Annotated in this window: 21 protein-coding genes; 4 read left to right on the forward strand and 17 right to left on the reverse strand. The window is 36.4% G+C overall.

The annotated features are described in order from the left end of the window. Window positions 1-5: 5 nt before the first annotated feature. Window positions 6-575 (reverse strand): single-stranded DNA-binding protein, encoded by a 570-nt coding sequence (gene ssb, locus GJU32_RS17210; protein WP_155593157.1) that lies wholly within the window; start codon window positions 573-575, stop codon window positions 6-8. Between the two features lie 43 nt (window positions 576-618). Further along, entirely contained in the window at window positions 619-906 is a 288-nt protein-coding gene (rpsF, locus tag GJU32_RS17215) for a 30S ribosomal protein S6 (RefSeq protein ID WP_155593158.1), read from the reverse strand. A 180-nt stretch (window positions 907-1,086) separates the two neighbouring features. On the opposite strand from rpsF, the gene GJU32_RS17220 reads away from it, so the two are divergent. Continuing rightward, window positions 1,087-1,659 carry a DUF3267 domain-containing protein gene (locus GJU32_RS17220; RefSeq protein ID WP_155593159.1) on the forward strand — a complete coding sequence of 191 codons (573 nt, stop codon included), beginning with the start codon at window positions 1,087-1,089 and terminating at the stop codon, window positions 1,657-1,659. Between the two features lie 64 nt (window positions 1,660-1,723). Here GJU32_RS17220 and GJU32_RS17225 read toward each other — a convergent pair whose 3' ends face one another. The 4 genes from GJU32_RS17225 to GJU32_RS17240 form a co-directional block, all read right to left on the reverse strand. Then, a complete protein-coding gene (locus GJU32_RS17225; RefSeq protein ID WP_155593160.1) occupies window positions 1,724-2,764 on the reverse strand; it encodes an acyl-CoA dehydrogenase family protein in 1,041 nt (346 codons plus the stop codon). A gap of 85 nt (window positions 2,765-2,849) precedes the next feature. After that, window positions 2,850-3,950 carry a redox-regulated ATPase YchF gene (gene ychF / locus GJU32_RS17230; protein WP_155593161.1) on the reverse strand — a complete coding sequence of 367 codons (1,101 nt, stop codon included), beginning with the start codon at window positions 3,948-3,950 and terminating at the stop codon, window positions 2,850-2,852. A gap of 99 nt (window positions 3,951-4,049) precedes the next feature. After that, entirely contained in the window at window positions 4,050-4,250 is a 201-nt protein-coding gene (locus GJU32_RS17235) for a DUF951 domain-containing protein (RefSeq protein WP_155593162.1), read from the reverse strand. Between the two features lies 1 nt (window position 4,251). Beyond that, window positions 4,252-5,124: a mechanosensitive ion channel family protein gene (locus GJU32_RS17240; RefSeq protein ID WP_155593163.1), complete on the reverse strand. Its 873-nt coding sequence runs from the start codon at window positions 5,122-5,124 to the stop codon at window positions 4,252-4,254. Between the two features lie 93 nt (window positions 5,125-5,217). Here GJU32_RS17240 and yyaC point away from each other — a divergent pair, with 93 nt between their 5' ends. Continuing rightward, window positions 5,218-5,850 (forward strand): spore protease YyaC, encoded by a 633-nt coding sequence (yyaC, locus tag GJU32_RS17245; protein ID WP_155593164.1) that lies wholly within the window; start codon window positions 5,218-5,220, stop codon window positions 5,848-5,850. On the opposite strand, the gene GJU32_RS17250 is transcribed toward yyaC, so the two are convergent. The 11 genes from GJU32_RS17250 to rpmH all read right to left on the reverse strand — a co-directional run bounded on the left by GJU32_RS17250 (window position 5,767) and on the right by rpmH (window position 16,391). Beyond that, window positions 5,767-6,483 carry a DUF554 domain-containing protein gene (locus GJU32_RS17250; RefSeq protein WP_155593188.1) on the reverse strand — a complete coding sequence of 239 codons (717 nt, stop codon included), beginning with the start codon at window positions 6,481-6,483 and terminating at the stop codon, window positions 5,767-5,769. The two genes, yyaC and GJU32_RS17250, sit on opposite strands and share 84 nt — an antisense overlap. A 78-nt stretch (window positions 6,484-6,561) precedes the next feature. Next, window positions 6,562-7,410, reverse strand: coding sequence for a ParB/RepB/Spo0J family partition protein (locus GJU32_RS17255; RefSeq protein WP_155593165.1), 849 nt, complete (start codon window positions 7,408-7,410; stop codon window positions 6,562-6,564). Then, a complete protein-coding gene (locus GJU32_RS17260) occupies window positions 7,403-8,164 on the reverse strand; it encodes a ParA family protein (RefSeq protein ID WP_155593166.1) in 762 nt (253 codons plus the stop codon). The genes GJU32_RS17255 and GJU32_RS17260 overlap by 8 nt, the downstream gene beginning before the upstream one ends. A gap of 223 nt (window positions 8,165-8,387) precedes the next feature. After that, window positions 8,388-9,287, reverse strand: a complete 900-nt coding sequence (gene noc, locus GJU32_RS17265; RefSeq protein ID WP_155593167.1) for a nucleoid occlusion protein — start codon at window positions 9,285-9,287, stop codon at window positions 8,388-8,390. Between the two features lie 179 nt (window positions 9,288-9,466). Then, entirely contained in the window at window positions 9,467-10,183 is a 717-nt protein-coding gene (gene rsmG, locus GJU32_RS17270; RefSeq protein ID WP_155593168.1) for a 16S rRNA (guanine(527)-N(7))-methyltransferase RsmG, read from the reverse strand. Window positions 10,184-10,311: 128 nt separating this feature from the next. Next, the gene (gene mnmG, locus GJU32_RS17275) at window positions 10,312-12,204 is read right to left on the reverse strand and encodes a tRNA uridine-5-carboxymethylaminomethyl(34) synthesis enzyme MnmG (protein WP_155593169.1); all 1,893 of its coding nucleotides are present in this window, start codon (window positions 12,202-12,204) and stop codon (window positions 10,312-10,314) included. A 27-nt stretch (window positions 12,205-12,231) separates the two neighbouring features. Continuing rightward, a complete protein-coding gene (gene mnmE / locus GJU32_RS17280) occupies window positions 12,232-13,617 on the reverse strand; it encodes a tRNA uridine-5-carboxymethylaminomethyl(34) synthesis GTPase MnmE (RefSeq protein WP_155593170.1) in 1,386 nt (461 codons plus the stop codon). A gap of 251 nt (window positions 13,618-13,868) precedes the next feature. Beyond that, on the reverse strand, window positions 13,869-14,672 hold the full coding sequence (gene jag / locus GJU32_RS17285) for an RNA-binding cell elongation regulator Jag/EloR (protein WP_155593171.1): 804 nt from the start codon (window positions 14,670-14,672) through the stop codon (window positions 13,869-13,871). Continuing rightward, on the reverse strand, window positions 14,669-15,439 hold the full coding sequence (gene yidC / locus GJU32_RS17290) for a membrane protein insertase YidC (protein WP_155593172.1): 771 nt from the start codon (window positions 15,437-15,439) through the stop codon (window positions 14,669-14,671). Before yidC ends, jag begins: the two co-directional genes overlap by 4 nt. A 372-nt stretch (window positions 15,440-15,811) precedes the next feature. Then, window positions 15,812-16,156: a ribonuclease P protein component gene (gene rnpA / locus GJU32_RS17295; RefSeq protein ID WP_155593173.1), complete on the reverse strand. Its 345-nt coding sequence runs from the start codon at window positions 16,154-16,156 to the stop codon at window positions 15,812-15,814. 100 nt (window positions 16,157-16,256) lie between these two features. Next, entirely contained in the window at window positions 16,257-16,391 is a 135-nt protein-coding gene (rpmH, locus tag GJU32_RS17300; RefSeq protein ID WP_004233310.1) for a 50S ribosomal protein L34, read from the reverse strand. Window positions 16,392-16,929: 538 nt separating this feature from the next. Here rpmH and dnaA point away from each other — a divergent pair. Further along, complete coding sequence (gene dnaA / locus GJU32_RS17305) at window positions 16,930-18,324, forward strand: chromosomal replication initiator protein DnaA (RefSeq protein WP_420798389.1); 1,395 nt, start codon at window positions 16,930-16,932, stop codon at window positions 18,322-18,324. A gap of 170 nt (window positions 18,325-18,494) precedes the next feature. After that, window positions 18,495-19,631, forward strand: coding sequence for a DNA polymerase III subunit beta (dnaN, locus tag GJU32_RS17310; RefSeq protein WP_155593175.1), 1,137 nt, complete (start codon window positions 18,495-18,497; stop codon window positions 19,629-19,631). Window positions 19,632-19,639 lie beyond the last annotated feature (8 nt).

Consider the following 19,639-nt stretch of genomic DNA (forward strand, 5'->3'; position numbering starts at 1 on the left):
AAGCATTAGAATGGAAGATCATCCTCAGATACTTCAATTGGTCCTTTGCTATTCGCAAATGGATCTTCATCTACACGTGTATAATTCGGCTGATTCATAGGTGGTTGATTTTGCTGATAAGCATCGCCGCCATAGGAACCCTGCCCTGGCATAGCGCCACCAAACTGTTGTTGTGGTTGACCACCGCCATATGACGGTTGGTTATTCCCGTAAGTTTGTCCACCACCGTATTGAGGAGCAGGAGTACCGCTACCATTACGGGGTTCTAAAAACTGTACGCTATCCGCCACGACATCTGTTGTATATACTCGCTTACCGTCTTGTCCTTCATAACTGCCTGTTTGGATACGACCTTCTACCCCAATTAAACTTCCTTTTCGCATGAAGTTCGCTAGGTTTTCAGCCTGTTTTCGCCACGCAACACAGCTAATGAAATCAGCTTCGCGTTCACCTTGTTGATTTGAGAATGCACGATTTACAGCAACTGTAAATCTTGTAGACGCAACTCCATTCGGTGTATAACGTAGCTCAGGATCTTTTGTTAGTCTTCCAACTAATACGACACGGTTTATCATCAGAATACAACCTCCTTTTCAGCGTTTTGTTAAAAATAAATGATTAAGCTTCTTCGCGAACTGCAATGTGGCGAATGATGTCTTCGCTGATGTTAGCAAGACGTGTATACTCGTTGATTGCTTCTGAAGTAGCGCTTACTTTCACGATTTGGTAGTAACCTTCGCGGAAGTCTTTAATCTCATAAGCTAAGCGGCGTTTGCCCCACTCTTTTGATTCGATGACTTCTGCACCGTTAGAAGTTAAGATTTCGTTGAAACGTTCAACTAAAGCTTTCTTCGCTTCGTCTTCAATGTTCGGACGTACAATGTACATTAATTCGTATTTTCTCATCTGTTTACACCTCCTTATGGACTTAGGCTCTCCTAATATAAGGGAGCAAGGAGCAAGCAATAAATTATTACTCACATCAATGAATTGTAACATATAGGTACATGTCTTTCAAGTCGCAAACTAATTATTCCTTTTATATAATGAAAGTATAGTTCATTCATCTATGAAAGGAGCGCTTTTATGTTACCAAATAAAGAGACTATCGTTATTGAATTAGATTTAAAAAAATTAATGATCGACAATATTGTGATCACCAGCGGTCTTGTCATATTATTTACAGCAATTCAATATATTTGCTTTAAAGATTTTCATTTTTCATTTTGGCATATGGCTGTTGGCATAGTACTATTTGTGATTCTGTATATTATTTTTATTATCCTACATGAAGCTTTTCATTTAATTGGTTTTATGATTTTTGGCAAAGTACCCTTTAATGCTTTAAAATATGGTATGAATTTAGAGCTAGGTATTGCTTATGCGACTACTGAACAACCCCTCTACAACCATGCTATGAAAAAGGCACTATTACTACCATTCTGGACAACTGGTGTGCTCCCAACCATTATTGGGTTTTATCTTAACAGCACCGTTTTGATTCTGATTGGGGCTTTTTTGATTGCAGGTGCAGTAGGTGATTTTGCCATGTATAAAGAATTACGGAAATATCCCAAAAATGCTTTAGTACAGGATGATCCTAAACTGCCAAAACTTTATGTGTATACTTCCCAGGAAAAGGATGGCCCACTAAAGTAAGACTACATATATGCATGTAGAAACTGTAGCGTAAAAACGAATAGCTACAGTTTCTATTTATACTTTAGGGAGTTAAAAACCCATGCTGTGCTGCTGTATATAAATTTCTCCAAATACGATTAATCGTGGATGTTTCTGTAATAGCATCCATGCCAAGGCTTCTGATTAGTTTATTTACTATGTCTAGGCAAGCAGCGGCTATTTCCTTACTCATTTGTGTAAATTGTAATAATTCATCTTCTATTAATTGATTACCTTGCTGGTGTTTTTTCCAATATTCGGACAGTGTTGTATAGAATTGTTCTTCAAATTGTTTAAAACGCTTCTGCTGTTGCATCAATAAAAACTGTAATGCACCAATGCGTTCAGCCTTGCTTACATCGTGATTTCGTTGCCTCATTAAAGCAAATGCTTCTTCTAAAAAGCTTTCTGTTATTCCAAGACAAACACTTAAAAAAGAAGCCTCCGCAAAAGTGGCAAATGGAAAGCTATGTACTGAATTTCCGTAGTCATTTCTTATCGTACCTAATTGAAAAGTATCTTCCTGAGGCACCCAAACATTGTTCACACGGATAGTGTGACTTGCCGTTGCTTTTAGACCCATTGCACACCAATCATGCAAAATCTCAACATCTTGAGGATTCACTGAGCAACTAACAATATTTTCGGTTTTAACACCATATTCTTCTATATAGCTATTCATTGTAAATGTTGTCGCATAGTTGGAACCACTACAATACTTCCATTGTCCCGTTACATAATAACCGCCATCTGTTTTTACAGCTACCCCCGTTGGATATCCACTACCTGCGATGACCGCTTCTTTAGGCGTAAAGATTTTTTCACAAATTTCTTTGCTGAATGTAGGAATAAATGCATTTCCTCCTGTACCAATTGTAATAAGCCAGCCGAAATTGCCATCTAGTGCAGACATTTGCTGAAATACTTTTATACCTTCTACTAAATCTAAATCCTTACCACCTAATTCTTTTGCAGTGAACAGCTTGAACAATTGTTGATCATAGATAAAATCTAAAACATCTTGTGGTAGCTTTCCCAGTTGCTCAAACTCCAAACCACGTTCCTTTATTTGCATAGCATTCATTTCGTTAACAACCTCCATACACTAAAGATTCTGATAACTATACAATCGAAAAAGGGCAACCATTTTAGATTGCCCTTGTCAGTTTTTATACATTAAAACGGAATAACATAATATCGCCATCTTGTACTTCATACTCTTTACCCTCAAGACGTACTTTACCAGCTTCCTTAGCTGCTGCTTGAGAACCTGCCTCTAGTAAATCATCGTAAGCAACTGTTTCTGCTCGGATAAAGCCACGTTCAAAGTCTGTATGAATGATACCTGCACATTGTGGTGCCTTCATACCTTTGCGGAACGTCCATGCACGTACCTCTTGTACACCTGCAGTGAAGTACGTAGCTAATCCTAATAAATCATAAGAAGTACGGATTAATTGATCTAAGCCTGATTCTTTTATTCCTAGTTCTTCTAAGAACATAGCTTTTTCTTCATCATCAAGCTCAGAAATTTCTTCTTCAATTTTTGCACAAATTGTAATCACTTGAGCACCTTCTGCTGAAGCATACTCACGTACTTTTTTCACATATTCATTATTGTCTGCATCCGCTACTTCATCTTCTGAAACGTTTGCAACATAAAGCATTGGTTTAATTGTTAACAAATGAAGACCTTTAATTACCTTTAGTTCATCATCAGAAAGCTCTGCGGCACGTGCAGGTTTACCGTTTTCTAATTGTTCTTTAATTTTTAAAAGAACTGGCTCTTCCACCATAGCCTCTTTATCTTTTTGTTTTGCCATTTTGCTAACACGTTGTAAACGTTTATCTACAGATTCTAAGTCAGCAAGTGCAAGCTCTAGATTAATAACCTCTATATCATCAATTGGGTCTACTGAACCAGATACGTGCGTAATGTTTTCGTCTACAAAACAACGTACAACCTGACAAATTGCATCTACTTCACGAATATGAGCAAGGAATTTATTTCCTAATCCTTCACCTTTAGAAGCGCCTTTTACAATTCCTGCGATATCTGTGAATTCAAATGCAGTTGGTACAGTTTTTTTCGGTACAACTAATTCTGTTAATTTATCTAAACGTGCATCTGGTACTTCAACAATACCAACGTTCGGATCAATCGTTGCGAATGGATAGTTTGCAGCCAATGCGCCCGCTTTTGTAATTGCGTTAAATAATGTTGATTTTCCAACGTTAGGTAAACCAACGATTCCAGCTGTTAATGCCATGGATGGACACAACCTTTCTATACTCAGTTCAAATTTTTTCTCTCATATAACCTTATCTATTATATTGATTCACTCATAAAAAGTCTAATATGCCTGATGTTAAGCCTCATTAGCCGATATTAAAACCTTTTTCATTTTTTTCTCAAATTCACGGCGTGGAATCATTACACTATGCTGACATCCTTCGCATTTGATTCGTACATCTGCTCCCATCCGAATGATTTTCCACTTATTTACACCACATGGATGTTGTTTTTTCATTTCAACGATATCATTTAAACCGAATATTTTTGCTTCCATTTTATTCACTTCTCCCCTCATCTTTGCTATAGAACATCATTTTTGGATAGGCCATTGGTATATTATTTTCTTCAAGGAGTTTCGTAACGTCACGTCGAATGGTACGTGCTACACCATATTGTTGTTGCGGTAATGTTTCAGCAGCAATACGTATCGTTACCTCCGTTCCTTTAACATTTTGCACACCTAAAAACACTGGAGCCGCAATTAACTCCTTGTATATTTTTGGTAATGTCTCTAAATATTTTTTAATAACCGCTTCAGCTTTTTCAAAATCAGCATCAGTAGCAATTTGTAAATCTATAAATATTTTAGAGTTGTTAACTGAATAATTGACAACCTCGCCGATTGCACCATTAGGAATTATAAACTGCTCACCAGTAACACCATTAATTTTCGTTGTACGTAAACCAATTTCTACAACCGTTCCTTCTGCTGCATTAATTTTTATATAATCCCCTACACCAAACTGGTCTTCAAAAATAATAAAGAACCCTGTAATAACATCCTTCACTAAACTTTGAGCACCGAAACCTACTGCTAAACCAACTATCCCTGCACCGGCTAATAGACCTGCTACCTTTATTTCTAAGGAAGAAAGTATGCCGATGATTGCTGAAAAGTAAACAACATAGGAAATCACGCTTTGTAATAATCTTGCAATTGTTCGTTGGCGACGCTCTGAGTGGTTTAATGGGGAACGCACTCGTATTAGAAACACTTTTTTAATAAATTTTTTACCTAATCTTACAGCTATCCATGATGCTAATAAAATGAGCAAAATCTCTATGGATGCATTAATAACCGTTTCCCAAAGGTCCTCAGATGTGAGTTTATCCCAGTACCTCTCCATTAATTTTTTATTCTCTTCCATCATTACCACCTCTTGAATAACTTGCTAAAAATTTGCGTATACTGCATAAAAATTGAACACTTCTAAAAAAATAAAAAGAAAGTGAGTTTTTTTATGAATACTATACCAAATTTGTTACTACCTTATTCCCTTCATCACGAAAGTAAAAATGCTGTTTGGCAATTAAGTACATTATTTTTAGAACATATACCGTTTCATCATGAACGATTAATTTTTTGTTGTATCGGCAGCGACCGCTGTACAGGTGATACACTTGGTCCATTAACGGGTAGCTTCTTAAAAAAATCTGTTAGCTTCCCCTATGAAATTGTAGGTTCTTTAGAAGATCCTTTACATGCTCTAAACTTAGATTCTACTATGCAACAGCTACACAATCATACTACAAAACCATTCATTATTGCGATTGATGCATGTCTCGGCAGTGAACAAAATGTTGGTCATATTTCAGTTCAAAGCGGACCCATCTTCCCTGGAAAAGCTGTAAAAAAAGAATTACCCCCAATTGGAGACATTTCCGTCAAAGGAATCGTCAATATTGGAGGCTTTATGGAAATGCTTGTTTTACAAAATACAAGACTTCATATTTCTTATGCTATGGCTGAAAAGCTTTCAAGAGCTTTATTACTGGCTGCCCATCGTTATTCACTGAAAAGTGTAGAAGATAGCAACCATAACGCCAACAACGATGATACCTGGCAGCAAGTTAGCAGCTTTGATCTTAGCTAAGCCTGCAATGTTCAATCCTATAGCCATAATCATCACACCACCTACAGCTGTCATTTCTGTAATGAACATTTGTAGTGCAGCATCAGGAATAAAGGAACTAATAACACCTGCAAAAAGTGCTATTAATCCTTGATAAACAAAGACTGGTACTGCGGATAGCAGGACACCTATGCCTAATGTGGATGCTAGAATAATGGATGTAAATCCATCTATCAACCCTTTTGTAATCAATACATTATGATCATTACGAAGACCACTATCGAGTGCACCAATAACAGCCATTGAACCAACGACAAATATTAATGAAGCATTGACAAAGCCCTCTGCTATACTAATTTGATTTTGATCATTCCGTTTTGTACGAAATAATGACTCAACCCATTTCCCAAGGCGATTCATTTGTTTATCTAAATCTAACCACTCACCTATTACAGTACCTACCACTAAACTTACTACTAGTATAATAAAATTATCACTTTCGAAGCCCATCTTTATACCTAATAATGTGACTGCTAAACCAATTATGGATAGGACAGTAGACTTCATAGATTCAGGAATATTTTTAAAAATGCGCCCCACTAATGCACCTGCTACAATTAGCACAGCATTAATCAATGCCCCTAGTAATACCACACTCAAGCCTTCCTTCTCTCTAAAAAATAGAGAGCGCCTGTTTGCTTGGCGCTCTGATTAAATTATCAAACTATTGGTTTATTCTTCCTGTAAATTTAATATTTCTAAAATACGTTCTAAATCATCTTCAGAATAAAATTCAATTTCAATTTTTCCTTTATTGTTTGTTTTCTTTATTTGAACATTTGTTCCAAAGTAATCACGTAATTGGGATTCTTTAGCTGATACAAATATATCTTTTTTCTTTGGTGGGATTGTTTCACGTGAAACTTCTTCATTTAAACTTTGTACTAACATTTCAACCTGACGAACATTTAAACCTAGATTAATTACCTTATTGGCCACTTCTGATATTTTTCTTTTATTTTTCAAGCCGAGTAATGCTCGTCCCTGCCCCATCGATAATGTGCCGTCATTCATAAATTTACGTACATCTTCTGGTAACGCAAGTAGTCGAACATGATTGGCGATATGTGGTCTACTTTTCCCTAACCGTTTAGATAGCTCTTCTTGAGTTAAATGTAAGTTTTCCATTAAACTGTGATAGGCTTCTGCTTCTTCAATAACTGTTAAATCCTCACGTTGGAGGTTTTCTAATATTGCTAGCTCCATCATTTGTGCATCTGATAGCTCTTTAATGATGACAGGAATAACCTCTAGTTCTGCTAATAGGCACGCCCTATAACGACGTTCCCCAGCAACAATTTCAAATTTGCGTCCTTTTTTACGCACAGCGATTGGCTGTAAAATACCATGTTCTTTTATAGAATCTGATAATTCTTGTAAACTTTCTTCATCAAAAATTTTACGAGGCTGAAATGGGTTCGCAACAATTAAATCTAATCGAATTTCTTCTACTTGCCCACTTTGTTCTAAAGACTCTCCTGGGAATAGTGCACCAATGCCCTTTCCTAAACCTTTAGCCATTTTTAATCACTTCCCTCGCCATCTCCAAATAAACTTCTGCACCTCTAGATTTTGCGTCATAAGTGATGATTGGTTGACCATGACTTGGTGCCTCACTTAATCGTACATTACGAGGAATTATCGTTTTATATACTTTATCTTGGAAATATTTTTTTACTTCATCAATAACCTGCAAACCTAAGTTTGTTCGAGCATCAAGCATTGTTAATAGAACGCCATCAATGTATAGCTGCTGATTTAAATGCTTTTGAACAAGGCGAACAGTAGATAACAATTGACTTAATCCTTCCAACGCATAATATTCACATTGTACAGGGATAATTAGCGCATCTGAAGCTGTTAAAGCATTGATTGTTAAAAGCCCTAAAGATGGTGGACAGTCAATAATTATATAATCAAAATCTTCTTTCACATTTTGGAGTGCATGTTTTAAACGCACTTCTCTTGAAATAGTCGAAACCAATTCAATTTCAGCACCTGCAAGTGAGATGGTTGCTGGCACAATTGATAAATTTTCTACGTTTGTTTTTTGAATGACATTTTCAACATCTTCATCATCAATGAGCACATCATAAATACAACTTTGTATTTCTCCTTTATTAACCCCGAGTCCACTTGTCGTATTTCCCTGCGGATCAGTATCAATTAATAGCACTTTCTTACCTAAATATGCTAGGCAAGCGCTTAAATTGACCGAAGTTGTTGTTTTTCCTACGCCACCCTTTTGATTGGCGATTGCTATAATTCTACCCATTTAAAAGCACCTGCTTTCATCTATCAAAGTTTACTTTGACAAATCATTTGTAAAATCACGATTTAATCCGCTATCTAACTTTCATTCTATCAAAAAAACAGAAGAGAGTTGTATAAAATATTAAGAATATATACAAAAAAGGAGACATCTCATTAAACTTTCTGAGATATCTCCTCTGTTCAGTGATAAATGAAACAATAAATTACTTTTTTAAAATAATTTATTATACCTTTTTCTTTTTAGGTATCTTCACTGTAATTTGATAGTATTCTTCTGTATCTTCTTCTTCCGTTTTCACCGTAATACCACTTTTCGTTACCATCGTTAACGATTGTTTAATGGTATTCAAGGCGATACGTACATCTTTACTTATGGCCTTACGCTTCGGCTTTGCTTTCTTTGGTACTGTTTCTTCCTGCTCTTCAGTTACCGGATGTAAAATTGCCTGAATTTGCTCCTCTAACTGACGTACATTCCAATCATTATCAAGCGTTTGTTGTAAAACTTCTAATTGTAATGGTTGATCTTTAATTGCAATTAATGCACGTGCATGTCTTTCAGATATTTTACGCTTCAAAATGGCTTGCTGCACTTCATCCGGCAGCCTTAATAAACGTAATTTATTGGCTACAGTGGATTGTCCTTTTCCAAGTCGTTGGGCCAAAGCTTCCTGTGTTAGCTCATGAAGCTCTAATAATTTTTGATAGGCTACCGCTTCTTCAATTGCAGTTAACTCTTCACGCTGTAAGTTCTCTATTAACGCAATAGAAGCTGTCTCCTTATCCGTTAAATTACGTACAATAGCAGGGACTTCTGTCCATTGTAGCTTTTTCATTGCTCGATAACGACGCTCACCAGCAATGATTTCATATTGATTTTCTGATGTTTTACGTACAACAATTGGCTGAATCACACCATGTGTATGAATGGTTCTTGATAATTCTTCAATTTTTTCATCATCAAAAATAGTACGTGGCTGAAAACGGTTAGGTACAATTTGATCAATAGGCAACTTTATGACTTCTTCCGCTGCATGAACCGCCTCTGCTTGTTCTACTTCATTTTTCACAATAGGCTCTGTTTTACTTCCGCCTCCAAAAAAACGTGAAAAAGGACTTTTCATCCAAGTGGCACCACCTTTAAGTAACTATCTTGCTCTGTGTCATTCTATTATTATTTATTATATTTGCTCAAATGTATATAGTTCATAGATGTCTTTTGCGTGAACCATCCATATCTAGTATGTATGCTCAAAATAGAAAAAATATTTTCTACTTTGAGAAGTTTCACATGAAACACTAATTACTGAATTGGTGTTTTATTTGGTACACCTGGCTTACGCGGGTATTTTTTCGGTGTTCCTTTTATTTTATCAAATATATATAAAATGCGGTCACTTTCTTCAACAGGTAGCTTGAAAGAAAATTCTTCTCTCAGTTTAACACCCAATGTTGTTAAAGCTTTTTCAGCATCCTTTAATTCTTCTGCTCCTGCTGCAGCTTTTAGTGCAACAAAATATCCATCTTGTTTTGCTAAAGGGACGCATAGCTCTGATAAAACCGATAAACGGGCTACAGCACGTGCTGTTACTACATCAAATTGCTCTCGATATTTTACATTTCGACCAAATTCTTCTGCACGAGCATGCACAAAATGCATATTCTCTAATTGTAACTCATCACTTAAATGATTTAAAAATGTAATTCTTTTATTTAAGGAGTCTACAATTGTGACTTGTAAATGTGGGAAACAGATTTTAATAGGGATACTTGGGAAACCCGCCCCTGCTCCTACATCACAAACAGTTATTACTTTTGAGAAATCAAAATAGAATGAAGCGCTGATCGAGTCAAAGAAATGCTTTAAATAAACGCCTTCTAAATCTGTAATAGCGGTTAAATTCATCTTTTCATTCCACTCGACAAGTAATTCAAAGTATTTTTTAAATTGAGTGATTTGCTTGTCGGAAAGTTCAATGCCTTTTTCTTTCAGTGCCTCAATAAATTGTTGTTCGTTCATGTAAAGTCTCCTTTATCGATCTAGCTATACTAGCATTCAGCTACTTTAAAACAATCGTATAGCTTTAAAAATAGGAAGCGGGCACAAATGGTATGCCCGCCCCTTATTCACTTTACGGTTCTTCATTATTAGCTGCTTACTTTCGCGATTTTACCTTGTTCAATATAAACAAGTAGAATCGAAATATCAGCTGGATTAACACCCGAAATACGAGAGGCTTGCGCAATGGAAAGTGGTGTAACTTGTTTTAATTTTTGACGTGCTTCTGTTGCTAAACCAGAAATAGCGTCATAATCAATATTCTCAGGGATTTTTTTATTTTCCATTTTATGCAACTTCTCTACTTGTTGCAGTGCTTTTTCGATATAACCTTCATACTTAAGCTGGATTTCAATTTGTTCTTTCACTTCATCCGTAAATTCTATATCTGCCGGAATTAGAGAAGAAATCAATTCATAATGCATTTCAGGGCGTTTTAATAAATCAGCGCCACGTATGCCATCTTTTAATTCACTACCACCTACAGAACGAATAACAGATTGTGTTGCTTCATTTGGCTTAATAATTACATCACGAAGACGAGCAATTTCATTTTCAATCAGTTCTTTTTTATCATTGAACTTTGCAAATCTTTCTTGTGGAATCATCCCCATTTTATAACCTAGCTCCACTAAGCGTAGATCTGCGTTATCGTGACGTAGCAGTAGACGATATTCTGCACGAGATGTTAATAAACGATAAGGCTCATTTGTTCCTTTTGTAACAAGGTCATCGATCAAAACGCCAATATAGGCATCAGAACGACTTAAGATTAATTCATTTTTACCAAGGACATTAGCAGCGGCATTCATCCCCGCCATTAAGCCTTGTGCAGCTGCCTCTTCATAACCAGATGTACCGTTAATTTGGCCAGCTGTATATAAGCCTTTAATACGTTTTGTTTCTAAAGTTGGCCATAGTTGTGTTGGCACAATTGAATCATATTCAATTGCATAACCTGCACGCATCATTTCCGCGTTTTCTAAGCCAGGTATTGATTTTAGTAAACGTGTTTGGACATGCTCAGGTAAGCTCGTTGATAAACCTTGAACATACACTTCACGCGTATTACGGCCTTCTGGCTCTAAGAAAATTTGGTGACGCGGCTTATCATTAAAGCGCACAACTTTATCTTCAATAGATGGGCAATAACGTGGACCTGTCCCTTTAATCATTCCTGAATACATCGGTGAAAGATGCAAATTAGCTTCAATAATTTCATGTGTTTCAGGGCTTGTATAGGTTAACCAGCAAGGTAACTGATCCATAATGAACTCAGTTGTTTCAAAACTAAATGCTCGTGGAGTGTCGTCTCCTGGTTGAATCTCTGTTTTATCGTAATCAATAGTACGGTTATTCACTCGTGGTGGTGTACCTGTTTTAAATCGAACAAGGTCAAAACCAAGCTCTCTTAAATTATCGGCTAAGCGGATCGACGGTTGTTGGTTATTAGGTCCACTTGAATATTTAATATCACCGATAATGATTTCTCCACGTAGGAAAGTACCTGTTGTCACAACTACTGTATTAGCACGATAAACCGCACCAATTTGTGTAATGACCCCCTTAACTTCTCCATCCTCAATAATAAGCTCTTCAACCATTCCTTGGTGGATTGTTAAGTTTGCCGTTTCCTCCAACACACGTTTCATCTCTTGTTGGTATAGGACTTTGTCCGCCTGAGCACGCAATGCACGTACTGCTGGACCTTTCCCTGTATTTAACATGCGCATTTGTATATGTGTTTTATCTATAACTTTCCCCATGACGCCACCTAAAGCGTCAATTTCACGTACGACGATTCCTTTGGCAGGGCCACCGATAGATGGATTACATGGCATAAATGCAATCATATCTAAATTGATCGTTAGCATCAAAGTGTTAGCACCCATTTTAGCCGCAGCATGTGCAGCTTCAGAACCTGCATGGCCTGCGCCAATTACAATAACATCAAACGTGCCTGCCTCATATTTTGTTGGCATGCTCGTATCTTCCTTTCTTTCATATATTTATTTTCCTAAGCAGAACTGTGAAAATAATTGATTAATTAGGCTTTCTTGTACAGTGTCACCAATGATTTCACCAAGTATTTCCCATGTTCTTGTTACATCGATTTGTACCATATCAACTGGTACACCAGCCTGTGCAGCTGCAATTGCATCCTCAACAGTTGCTTGCGCTTGATGCAGAAGTGCAATATGTCGTGCATTTGAAACATATGTTAAATCGCCCGCTTCGATTTGACCTTCAAAGAATAATGCAGCAATAGATTCCTCTAGTTCTGTAATGCCCTCCTCCTGTAACAGAGAAGTCGTTACAATACGATGTTCACCAGCCAATTCTTTAACACGTGCTAAATCAATTTTTTGCGGTAAATCTGTTTTATTGACAATTACGATGTAATCCATCGCCTTAATTGTTTCGAATAAACGCTCATCCTCAGCAGTCAATTCATCTGCATAGTTTAATACAAACAGAATTAAGTCTGCTCCACGAAGTGCCTCACGAGAACGTTCTACGCCAATTCGTTCAACAATATCTTCTGTCTCTCGAATTCCTGCAGTATCCACTAAACGAAGTGGAACACCGCGTACATTGACATACTCTTCTATAATATCACGAGTAGTACCTGCAATATCTGTCACTATGGCCTTATTTTCTTGTACTAGGCTATTTAAAAGAGAAGATTTCCCTACATTCGGACGACCTAAAATAACAGTTGATAAACCCTCACGTAAAATTTTCCCTTGTGAAGATGTCTGCAGAAGTTTAATTATTTCATTTCTTACCCATGTACATTTTTCTACTAAAACAGGTACAGTCATTTCTTCTACATCATCATACTCCGGATAATCTATATTAACCTCTACTTGTGCTAATGTCTCTAGTAAAGCTTGGCGCAAATCACCAATAAGTCTCGATAATTTTCCATCCATTTGGCCCAAAGCAACATTCATCGCTCGATCTGTTTTGGCTCTTATTAAATCCATAACTGCTTCAGCCTGTGATAAATCAATGCGTCCATTTAAAAATGCCCGTTTTGTGAATTCACCAGGCTCAGCTAATCTTGCTCCATTCGTTAATGCTAGTTGTAACACACGATTTACTGAAACTAATCCGCCGTGACAATTTATTTCAACTACATCCTCACGCGTGAATGTTTTTGGTCCTCGCATTAACGACAGCATTACTTCCTCTACTACCTCATTTGATTTAGGATCAACTAAATGTCCATAATGAATGGTGTGCGAATCCTTCTTTGTTAAACTTTTTCCACCAGGTGATTTGAATATTTTATCTGCAATCGTCACCGCATCATCCCCACTTAAACGAACGATGGCTATGGCACCTTCACCCATCGGTGTGGATATCGCAGCAATTGTATCGAACTCCATTTAATGACCTCCTCAACGTTATCCACATGTGGATAATCGAAACCGACCAATACTTACTAACACCTTAGACTAACATATTTTCAGCAAAATCTAAAGTAAGGATCATTTCCAAATGTGGATAAAATCAATTTTTAATCTTATCTTATTTTCGACAAAAAATGCTATTCCTTGTCTCACTAAAAAAGGTCATTTTATCACAAGGATAAAATGACCTTTCAAAATATATTGTCTGTATGTTTATGAGCAACAGTCTAATTGTTTTTTACTGGTTCAATCACTAAATAACGATTAGGCTCTGTGCCTTCTGAGTATGTTTCAAGATCAAAACGATTTGCTAATTGATTATGAATTATCTTTCTTTCGTAAGACGGCATTGGTTCAAATGCCACACGTTGATTTAAGCGTAATGCTTTGTCCGCCATTCGATCTGCAAGTAATTCTAAAGCTTCTTGTCGACGTTCACGATAGTTTTCTACATCTAATTTCACCATTAAGAACTGCTTGGCACTTTTATTTAATACTAGTTGCGTTAATTGCTGTAAGGAATTTAATGTTTGACCACGCTTCCCTATAAGCAGTGCAGCTTTCTCACTTTTTAGTTGAAATAATACATATTTCCCTTCACGTGTCGTAGCAATATCAAGATCATGAATAGCCAATTGTTCAGCAATACTTACTAAATAAGCCTTTGCATCTTCAATTGGGTTTGCTGAGTCTACTTCCTCATATTGTTCTTTTACGACTTGTTGAATAGCTTCGATTTCACTTGGTTGTTCAGAAACTTGTGAACTTTTTGTTTCAACATCATCAACTACTTGTTGTTCGTCTAATTGAGTCGCAATTTGCGGTTCAGCTTTTTCATCTTCAATTATCGGAACCTGAACTTCCTTTACTGTTACACGTACCTCTGCAGAACGTGCACCAAAACCTAAAAATCCTTTTTTACCTTCTTGTAAAACTTCAACATCTACTTGTTCACGGGTTTTGCCAAGTTTCTGTAACGCCAATGAGATCGCTTCTTGTGTTGTTGCGCCTATTTGCGTAAGTTGTTTCACTTTTTAGCCCCTCCATTTTGAGCAGGTTGTGTTTTATCTTTATTCCAAGGTTTGTAAATAAACAGGTTTTGAATAATCGAAATAATGTTCCCGATTACCCAATATAGTGATAATGCAGCTGGTAAGGCTATACCAAAACCGATAATCATGAATGGCATAATATACATCATGATTTTCATTTGAGGATTATCCATAGCTGGTCCTGTACGTAATACGATAAATTGCATTAAACCTGCTGTAATCGCTAATACAGGTGCAGGATCTGCTAACGGGAAGATAAAGAAATTCCCTAAATCAAATGTAGATGTAGCATTCATACGACTAATAGCATGATAGAAACCAATTAAGATTGGCATTTGAATGATTACTGGTAAACATCCTGCAAGTGGGTTTACTCCAGATTCACTCATAAGCTTCATCATTTCTTGCTGATATTGTTGTTGTGTTTGAGCATCCTTAGAAGCATACTTCTTTTGCAGTTCTTTCAATTTTGGCTGAATTTCTTGCATCTTTTTAGAGCTCTTTGTTTGTTTAATCATCAATGGCAAAATTGCTAAACGAATAATAATCGTTACGGCAATGATCCCCCATGCATACGTACCGAGCAGATCAGCAAAGTATTTTATCGCTGATACCAACGGCCAAACAATGAACTCATTCCAGAAGCCAGTACTATCTTTGGTAATGGGTTCATTAAATTCTGTACAACCAGAAAGTAGTAAAGCTACTGATACTAGTGACAAAATTACCCAATGTTGTTTTTTCAACCTTCTTCCCCCTACAATTACTATTCACTTTTTCTAATTCTATATGCATCTTCTTTATTTACTGACAGTTTCCTACCTCAAAATCTGTAATCGGTCAGCGGCTTTATCTTCATTGCAATAGCGTTTGGACATCCACAACAAAGATAAAGTTATCAGTTATTTTATCATGCAAATAACGTTTCACTCTACTAAATATTCTAACTACATACACTTATTCCTAAGTTATGTTGCGAATTTTACATATTTTCTAGTGAAATCTAACGCTGCAAATACCCCGGTGCGTATATTTTTCTTACTTATAATCGTATGCAAACTCGCTCTATTTCTATTGCTAACAGTACAGGCGTATTTTTCACCACTTGGTTGCATACATTACACTTTCTTCATTACCTTTGCGATTCGTAGTACATGCTGCAAACTTTGTTTCACTTCATGAAAATCCATAGTGGCCGCCGGTTGTCTGGCGATAATAACATAATCCATATTCGGCTTTAGATCATTCTTTAATTCCTGAATACTTTGTCGAATATAGCGTTTAATTTGGTTGCGTGTTACCGCATTCCCAAGTTTCTTACTAACCGATAAACCTACACGAAATTCTGTTTGTTCCTCTTTTGCTAAAAAATAAACAACAAACTGACGATTAGCGAAAGATTTACCTTTTTTAAACACCTTTTGAAAATCATCATTTTTCTTCACTCTTTGGCGTTTTTTCATTTCTTTCACCTGCTATTAGATAATATCTTTTGATCCTCATTTCTAGGTTTACCAAAAATAAAGAAAAAAAAGACCACTGATGTGGCTCAGTGGACTTATTTTATGCTGATAAAACTTTTCTTCCTTTACGACGGCGAGCTGCAAGAACTTTACGTCCGTTTTTCGTGCTCATACGTGCGCGGAAACCGTGAACTTTACTGTGCTTACGTTTTTTTGGTTGGTAAGTACGTTTCATTTATATAGACACCTCCTGAATGAGTTGAATTTTTCAACATACAGACTCGAATATTATATAAAGTATCTAGTTATTTTGTCAATGTATTTCATAAATTTCTTTTCGCCAGCCAATCTATGTATCTATTTCTTTTTTGCATTTGAATCCTCACTAAAAAGACTATTAATAAAAAAAACATAAAAATATTTATCCACAGAGTACTTGTTTTTTTTACACAGAGTTGTGTATAGTATTTTTTGCATTATTTTTTATCCACAACGTTTATCTACAAGTTTTTCACATAAGCAGTACTTGTGGACAACTCTAACGTGCATAACTTCAAGCTATGTGGATAAGTTTCACAAACTATTGAAATAGCTTTGTTTTTCTGATACGATTACTGTGCTTCACTTTGTTGAAAACTGAAATGAACATTTTAATTATCCACAACTGTTAATATGCTGTGGATAATTTTTATCACAGCCTTTGGTTAACTTTTATCCACAACTTGTGATTATGTGGACGAGTTGTTAAATGAACGTATTTACCATTTCTATAAATGCGATTTTTTTTTGTACTGAACACTGTAAAGGAGATTAGCCGCTTGGAACATTTAGAAGAACTATGGAATAATGTCCTGGCTCAAGTTGAACAAAAAATTTCTAAACCAAGCTTCGAAACGTGGCTAAAGTCTACAAGACTACTATCTTACAATGGTAGTGGTTCTACTGTAACAATTGCTGCGCCCAATTCGTTTGCTCGAGACTGGCTTGAAAATCATTATATTCATTTGATTACAGGTATATTAACGGAGCTTACAGGCGAAGACTTGCTTATTAAATTTGTTGTTCAAAAAAACCAGGATTCGGACGATTTCGATTTGCCAGCGCCGATTATCCAAGCAAAAAATAACGATCATCATGATATTTCACCAGGTATGTTAAACCCGAAATATACTTTTGATACGTTTGTTATTGGCTCTGGTAACCGCTTTGCACATGCTGCCTCGTTAGCTGTCGCAGAAGCACCTGCTAAGGCTTATAACCCCTTCTTTATTTATGGGGGCGTTGGGCTTGGGAAGACACACTTAATGCACGCAATTGGTCACTATGTATTAGAGCATAATCCTAATGCAAAAGTGGTCTACTTATCATCCGAGAAATTTACAAATGAATTTATTAACTCTATTCGTGATAATAAAGCACTTGATTTTCGCAATAAGTACCGCAACGTGGATGTACTGCTAATTGATGATATTCAATTCCTTGCTGGAAAAGAATCAACGCAAGAAGAATTTTTCCACACTTTTAATACTTTACATGAAGAATCAAAGCAAATTGTTATATCAAGTGACCGTCCTCCAAAGGAGATTCCAACATTGGAAGATCGGCTGCGTTCACGTTTTGAATGGGGGTTAATAACTGATATTGCGCCACCTGATTTGGAAACTCGTATTGCTATTTTACGTAAAAAAGCAAAAGCAGATGGTCTAGAGGTACCAAATGAAGTGATGCTTTATATTGCGAACCAGATTGACTCCAATATTAGGGAGCTTGAAGGTGCGCTTATTCGCGTCGTTGCCTATTCTTCACTGGTAAACAAAGATATTAATGCAGCATTGGCTGCCGAGGCGCTAAAGGACATAATCCCAAATTCAAAGCCACGGACTGTGACAATATTGGACATTCAAAATGCAGTAGGGGAGCATTTTAATATTCGTTTAGAAGATTTTGCTGCCAAAAAACGTACTAAATTAATTGCTTTTCCACGACAAATCGCTATGTATTTATCACGCGAATTGACAGATTTTTCGCTGCCGAAAATTGGCGAAGAATTTGGCGGCCGCGACCATACGACTGTCATCCATGCTCACGAAAAAATATCTTCTATGTTGAAAAATGACGTTCAACTTCAACAAGATGTTAAACAAATTCGAAGCATGCTAGGGAAGTAATTGCTGTGGACAATTCAACTATTTAAACACAAACTTATACACAGTCTATCTACATGTGGATAGACTGATTTTATTCATAAAAACACACTTATCCACAAATCCACAGTGCCTATTACTATATCTTTTTTATTTTATATAAATAAATAATATAAATATGTGAGGGAAAACGAATGAAATTTGATATTTTACGTGACCGTTTATTAGAGGGTTTAAATGATGTCATGAAAGCAGTAAGTTCAAAAACAACTATTCCGATTTTAACAGGGATTAAAATTGATGTAACAGAGGAAGGTATTCGCTTAACAGGTAGTGATGCCGATATTACAATTCAAACATTTATTCCAGTTGAAGAAGACGGACAACAACTTATTCACATTGCTGAAACAGGATCTATTGTTGTACAAGCACGTATGTTTAATGAAATCGTACGTAAATTACCAACAAATGATGTTGAAATTCAAGTAACGTCTGGTTTCCAAACGCATATTCGTTCAGGTAAATCTGAGTTCCATTTAATTGGCTCTGATGCGACTGAGTATCCGCTTTTACCCGAGCTAACAGAAGATCAAAAATTTACTATTCCTGCTGATTTATTAAAAACAATTATTCGTGAAACAGTGTTTGCTGTTGCCACTTCAGAAAGTAGACCCGTGTTGACAGGTGTAAACTGGCAGATCAAAAACGAGACTTTAATCTGTGTTGCAACAGATAGTCATCGATTAGCAAGACGTAAAGTGCAACTGGAAAATTTACCGGAAGTTGAACACAGTGTAGTTATTCCAGGGAAAAGTTTAAATGAGCTAAATAAAGTACTAGAAGATTCTACAAATCTTGTGCAAATCGTTATTACAAGTCAGCAAGTATTGTTTAAAACTGGTGATGTATTATTCTTCTCTCGCTTACTGGAAGGGAATTACCCAGATACAACACGTCTAATTCCAGAAGAATATCAAACAAATGTAACGATTAATGGTAAATCTTTATTACAAGCTATTGACCGTGCTTCACTTGTTGCTCGAGGAGATCGTAACAATGTTGTACGTTTCGAAATTTTAGGCCATCAAGCTGTGGAAGTTTCTTCAAATTCACCTGAAATCGGTAAAGTACAAGAAGAAATTCCAGTTGAATCATTAGAAGGGGAAAGCTTGAAAATTTCCTTCAGTGCAAAATATATGATGGAGGCATTGAAAGCAATTGATGGGCAAGATGTGGTTATTCAATTTACAGGGGCAATGAGACCGTTTATTTTACGCTCTGTTCATGATGATGCTATTTTGCAATTAATTTTACCTGTACGAACTTACTAAGAGTTTAA

The sequence above is a fragment of the Lysinibacillus cavernae genome (assembly GCF_009724685.1).
Lineage (GTDB): Bacteria > Bacillota > Bacilli > Bacillales_A > Planococcaceae > Lysinibacillus > Lysinibacillus cavernae.

Coding starts and splice junctions, on each gene's coding strand:
- ssb (WP_155593157.1), bottom strand. CDS start 575: ATGATAAACCGTGTCGTATTAGTTGGAAGACTAACAAAAGATCCTGAG.
- dnaN (WP_155593175.1), top strand. CDS start 18,495: ATGAAATTTGATATTTTACGTGACCGTTTATTAGAGGGTTTAAATGAT.
- yyaC (WP_155593164.1), top strand. CDS start 5,218: ATGAATACTATACCAAATTTGTTACTACCTTATTCCCTTCATCACGAA.
- GJU32_RS17255 (WP_155593165.1), bottom strand. CDS start 7,410: ATGGCTAAAGGTTTAGGAAAGGGCATTGGTGCACTATTCCCAGGAGAG.
- GJU32_RS17235 (WP_155593162.1), bottom strand. CDS start 4,250: ATGGAAGCAAAAATATTCGGTTTAAATGATATCGTTGAAATGAAAAAA.
- GJU32_RS17260 (WP_155593166.1), bottom strand. CDS start 8,164: ATGGGTAGAATTATAGCAATCGCCAATCAAAAGGGTGGCGTAGGAAAA.
- noc (WP_155593167.1), bottom strand. CDS start 9,287: ATGAAAAGTCCTTTTTCACGTTTTTTTGGAGGCGGAAGTAAAACAGAG.
- rpmH (WP_004233310.1), bottom strand. CDS start 16,391: ATGAAACGTACTTACCAACCAAAAAAACGTAAGCACAGTAAAGTTCAC.
- GJU32_RS17240 (WP_155593163.1), bottom strand. CDS start 5,124: ATGGAAGAGAATAAAAAATTAATGGAGAGGTACTGGGATAAACTCACA.
- rpsF (WP_155593158.1), bottom strand. CDS start 906: ATGAGAAAATACGAATTAATGTACATTGTACGTCCGAACATTGAAGAC.
- dnaA (WP_420798389.1), top strand. CDS start 16,930: ATGCGATTTTTTTTTGTACTGAACACTGTAAAGGAGATTAGCCGCTTG.
- rsmG (WP_155593168.1), bottom strand. CDS start 10,183: ATGAACGAACAACAATTTATTGAGGCACTGAAAGAAAAAGGCATTGAA.
- GJU32_RS17225 (WP_155593160.1), bottom strand. CDS start 2,764: ATGAATGCTATGCAAATAAAGGAACGTGGTTTGGAGTTTGAGCAACTG.
- GJU32_RS17220 (WP_155593159.1), top strand. CDS start 1,087: ATGTTACCAAATAAAGAGACTATCGTTATTGAATTAGATTTAAAAAAA.
- rnpA (WP_155593173.1), bottom strand. CDS start 16,156: ATGAAAAAACGCCAAAGAGTGAAGAAAAATGATGATTTTCAAAAGGTG.
- ychF (WP_155593161.1), bottom strand. CDS start 3,950: ATGGCATTAACAGCTGGAATCGTTGGTTTACCTAACGTTGGAAAATCA.
- mnmE (WP_155593170.1), bottom strand. CDS start 13,617: ATGGAGTTCGATACAATTGCTGCGATATCCACACCGATGGGTGAAGGT.
- mnmG (WP_155593169.1), bottom strand. CDS start 12,204: ATGCCAACAAAATATGAGGCAGGCACGTTTGATGTTATTGTAATTGGC.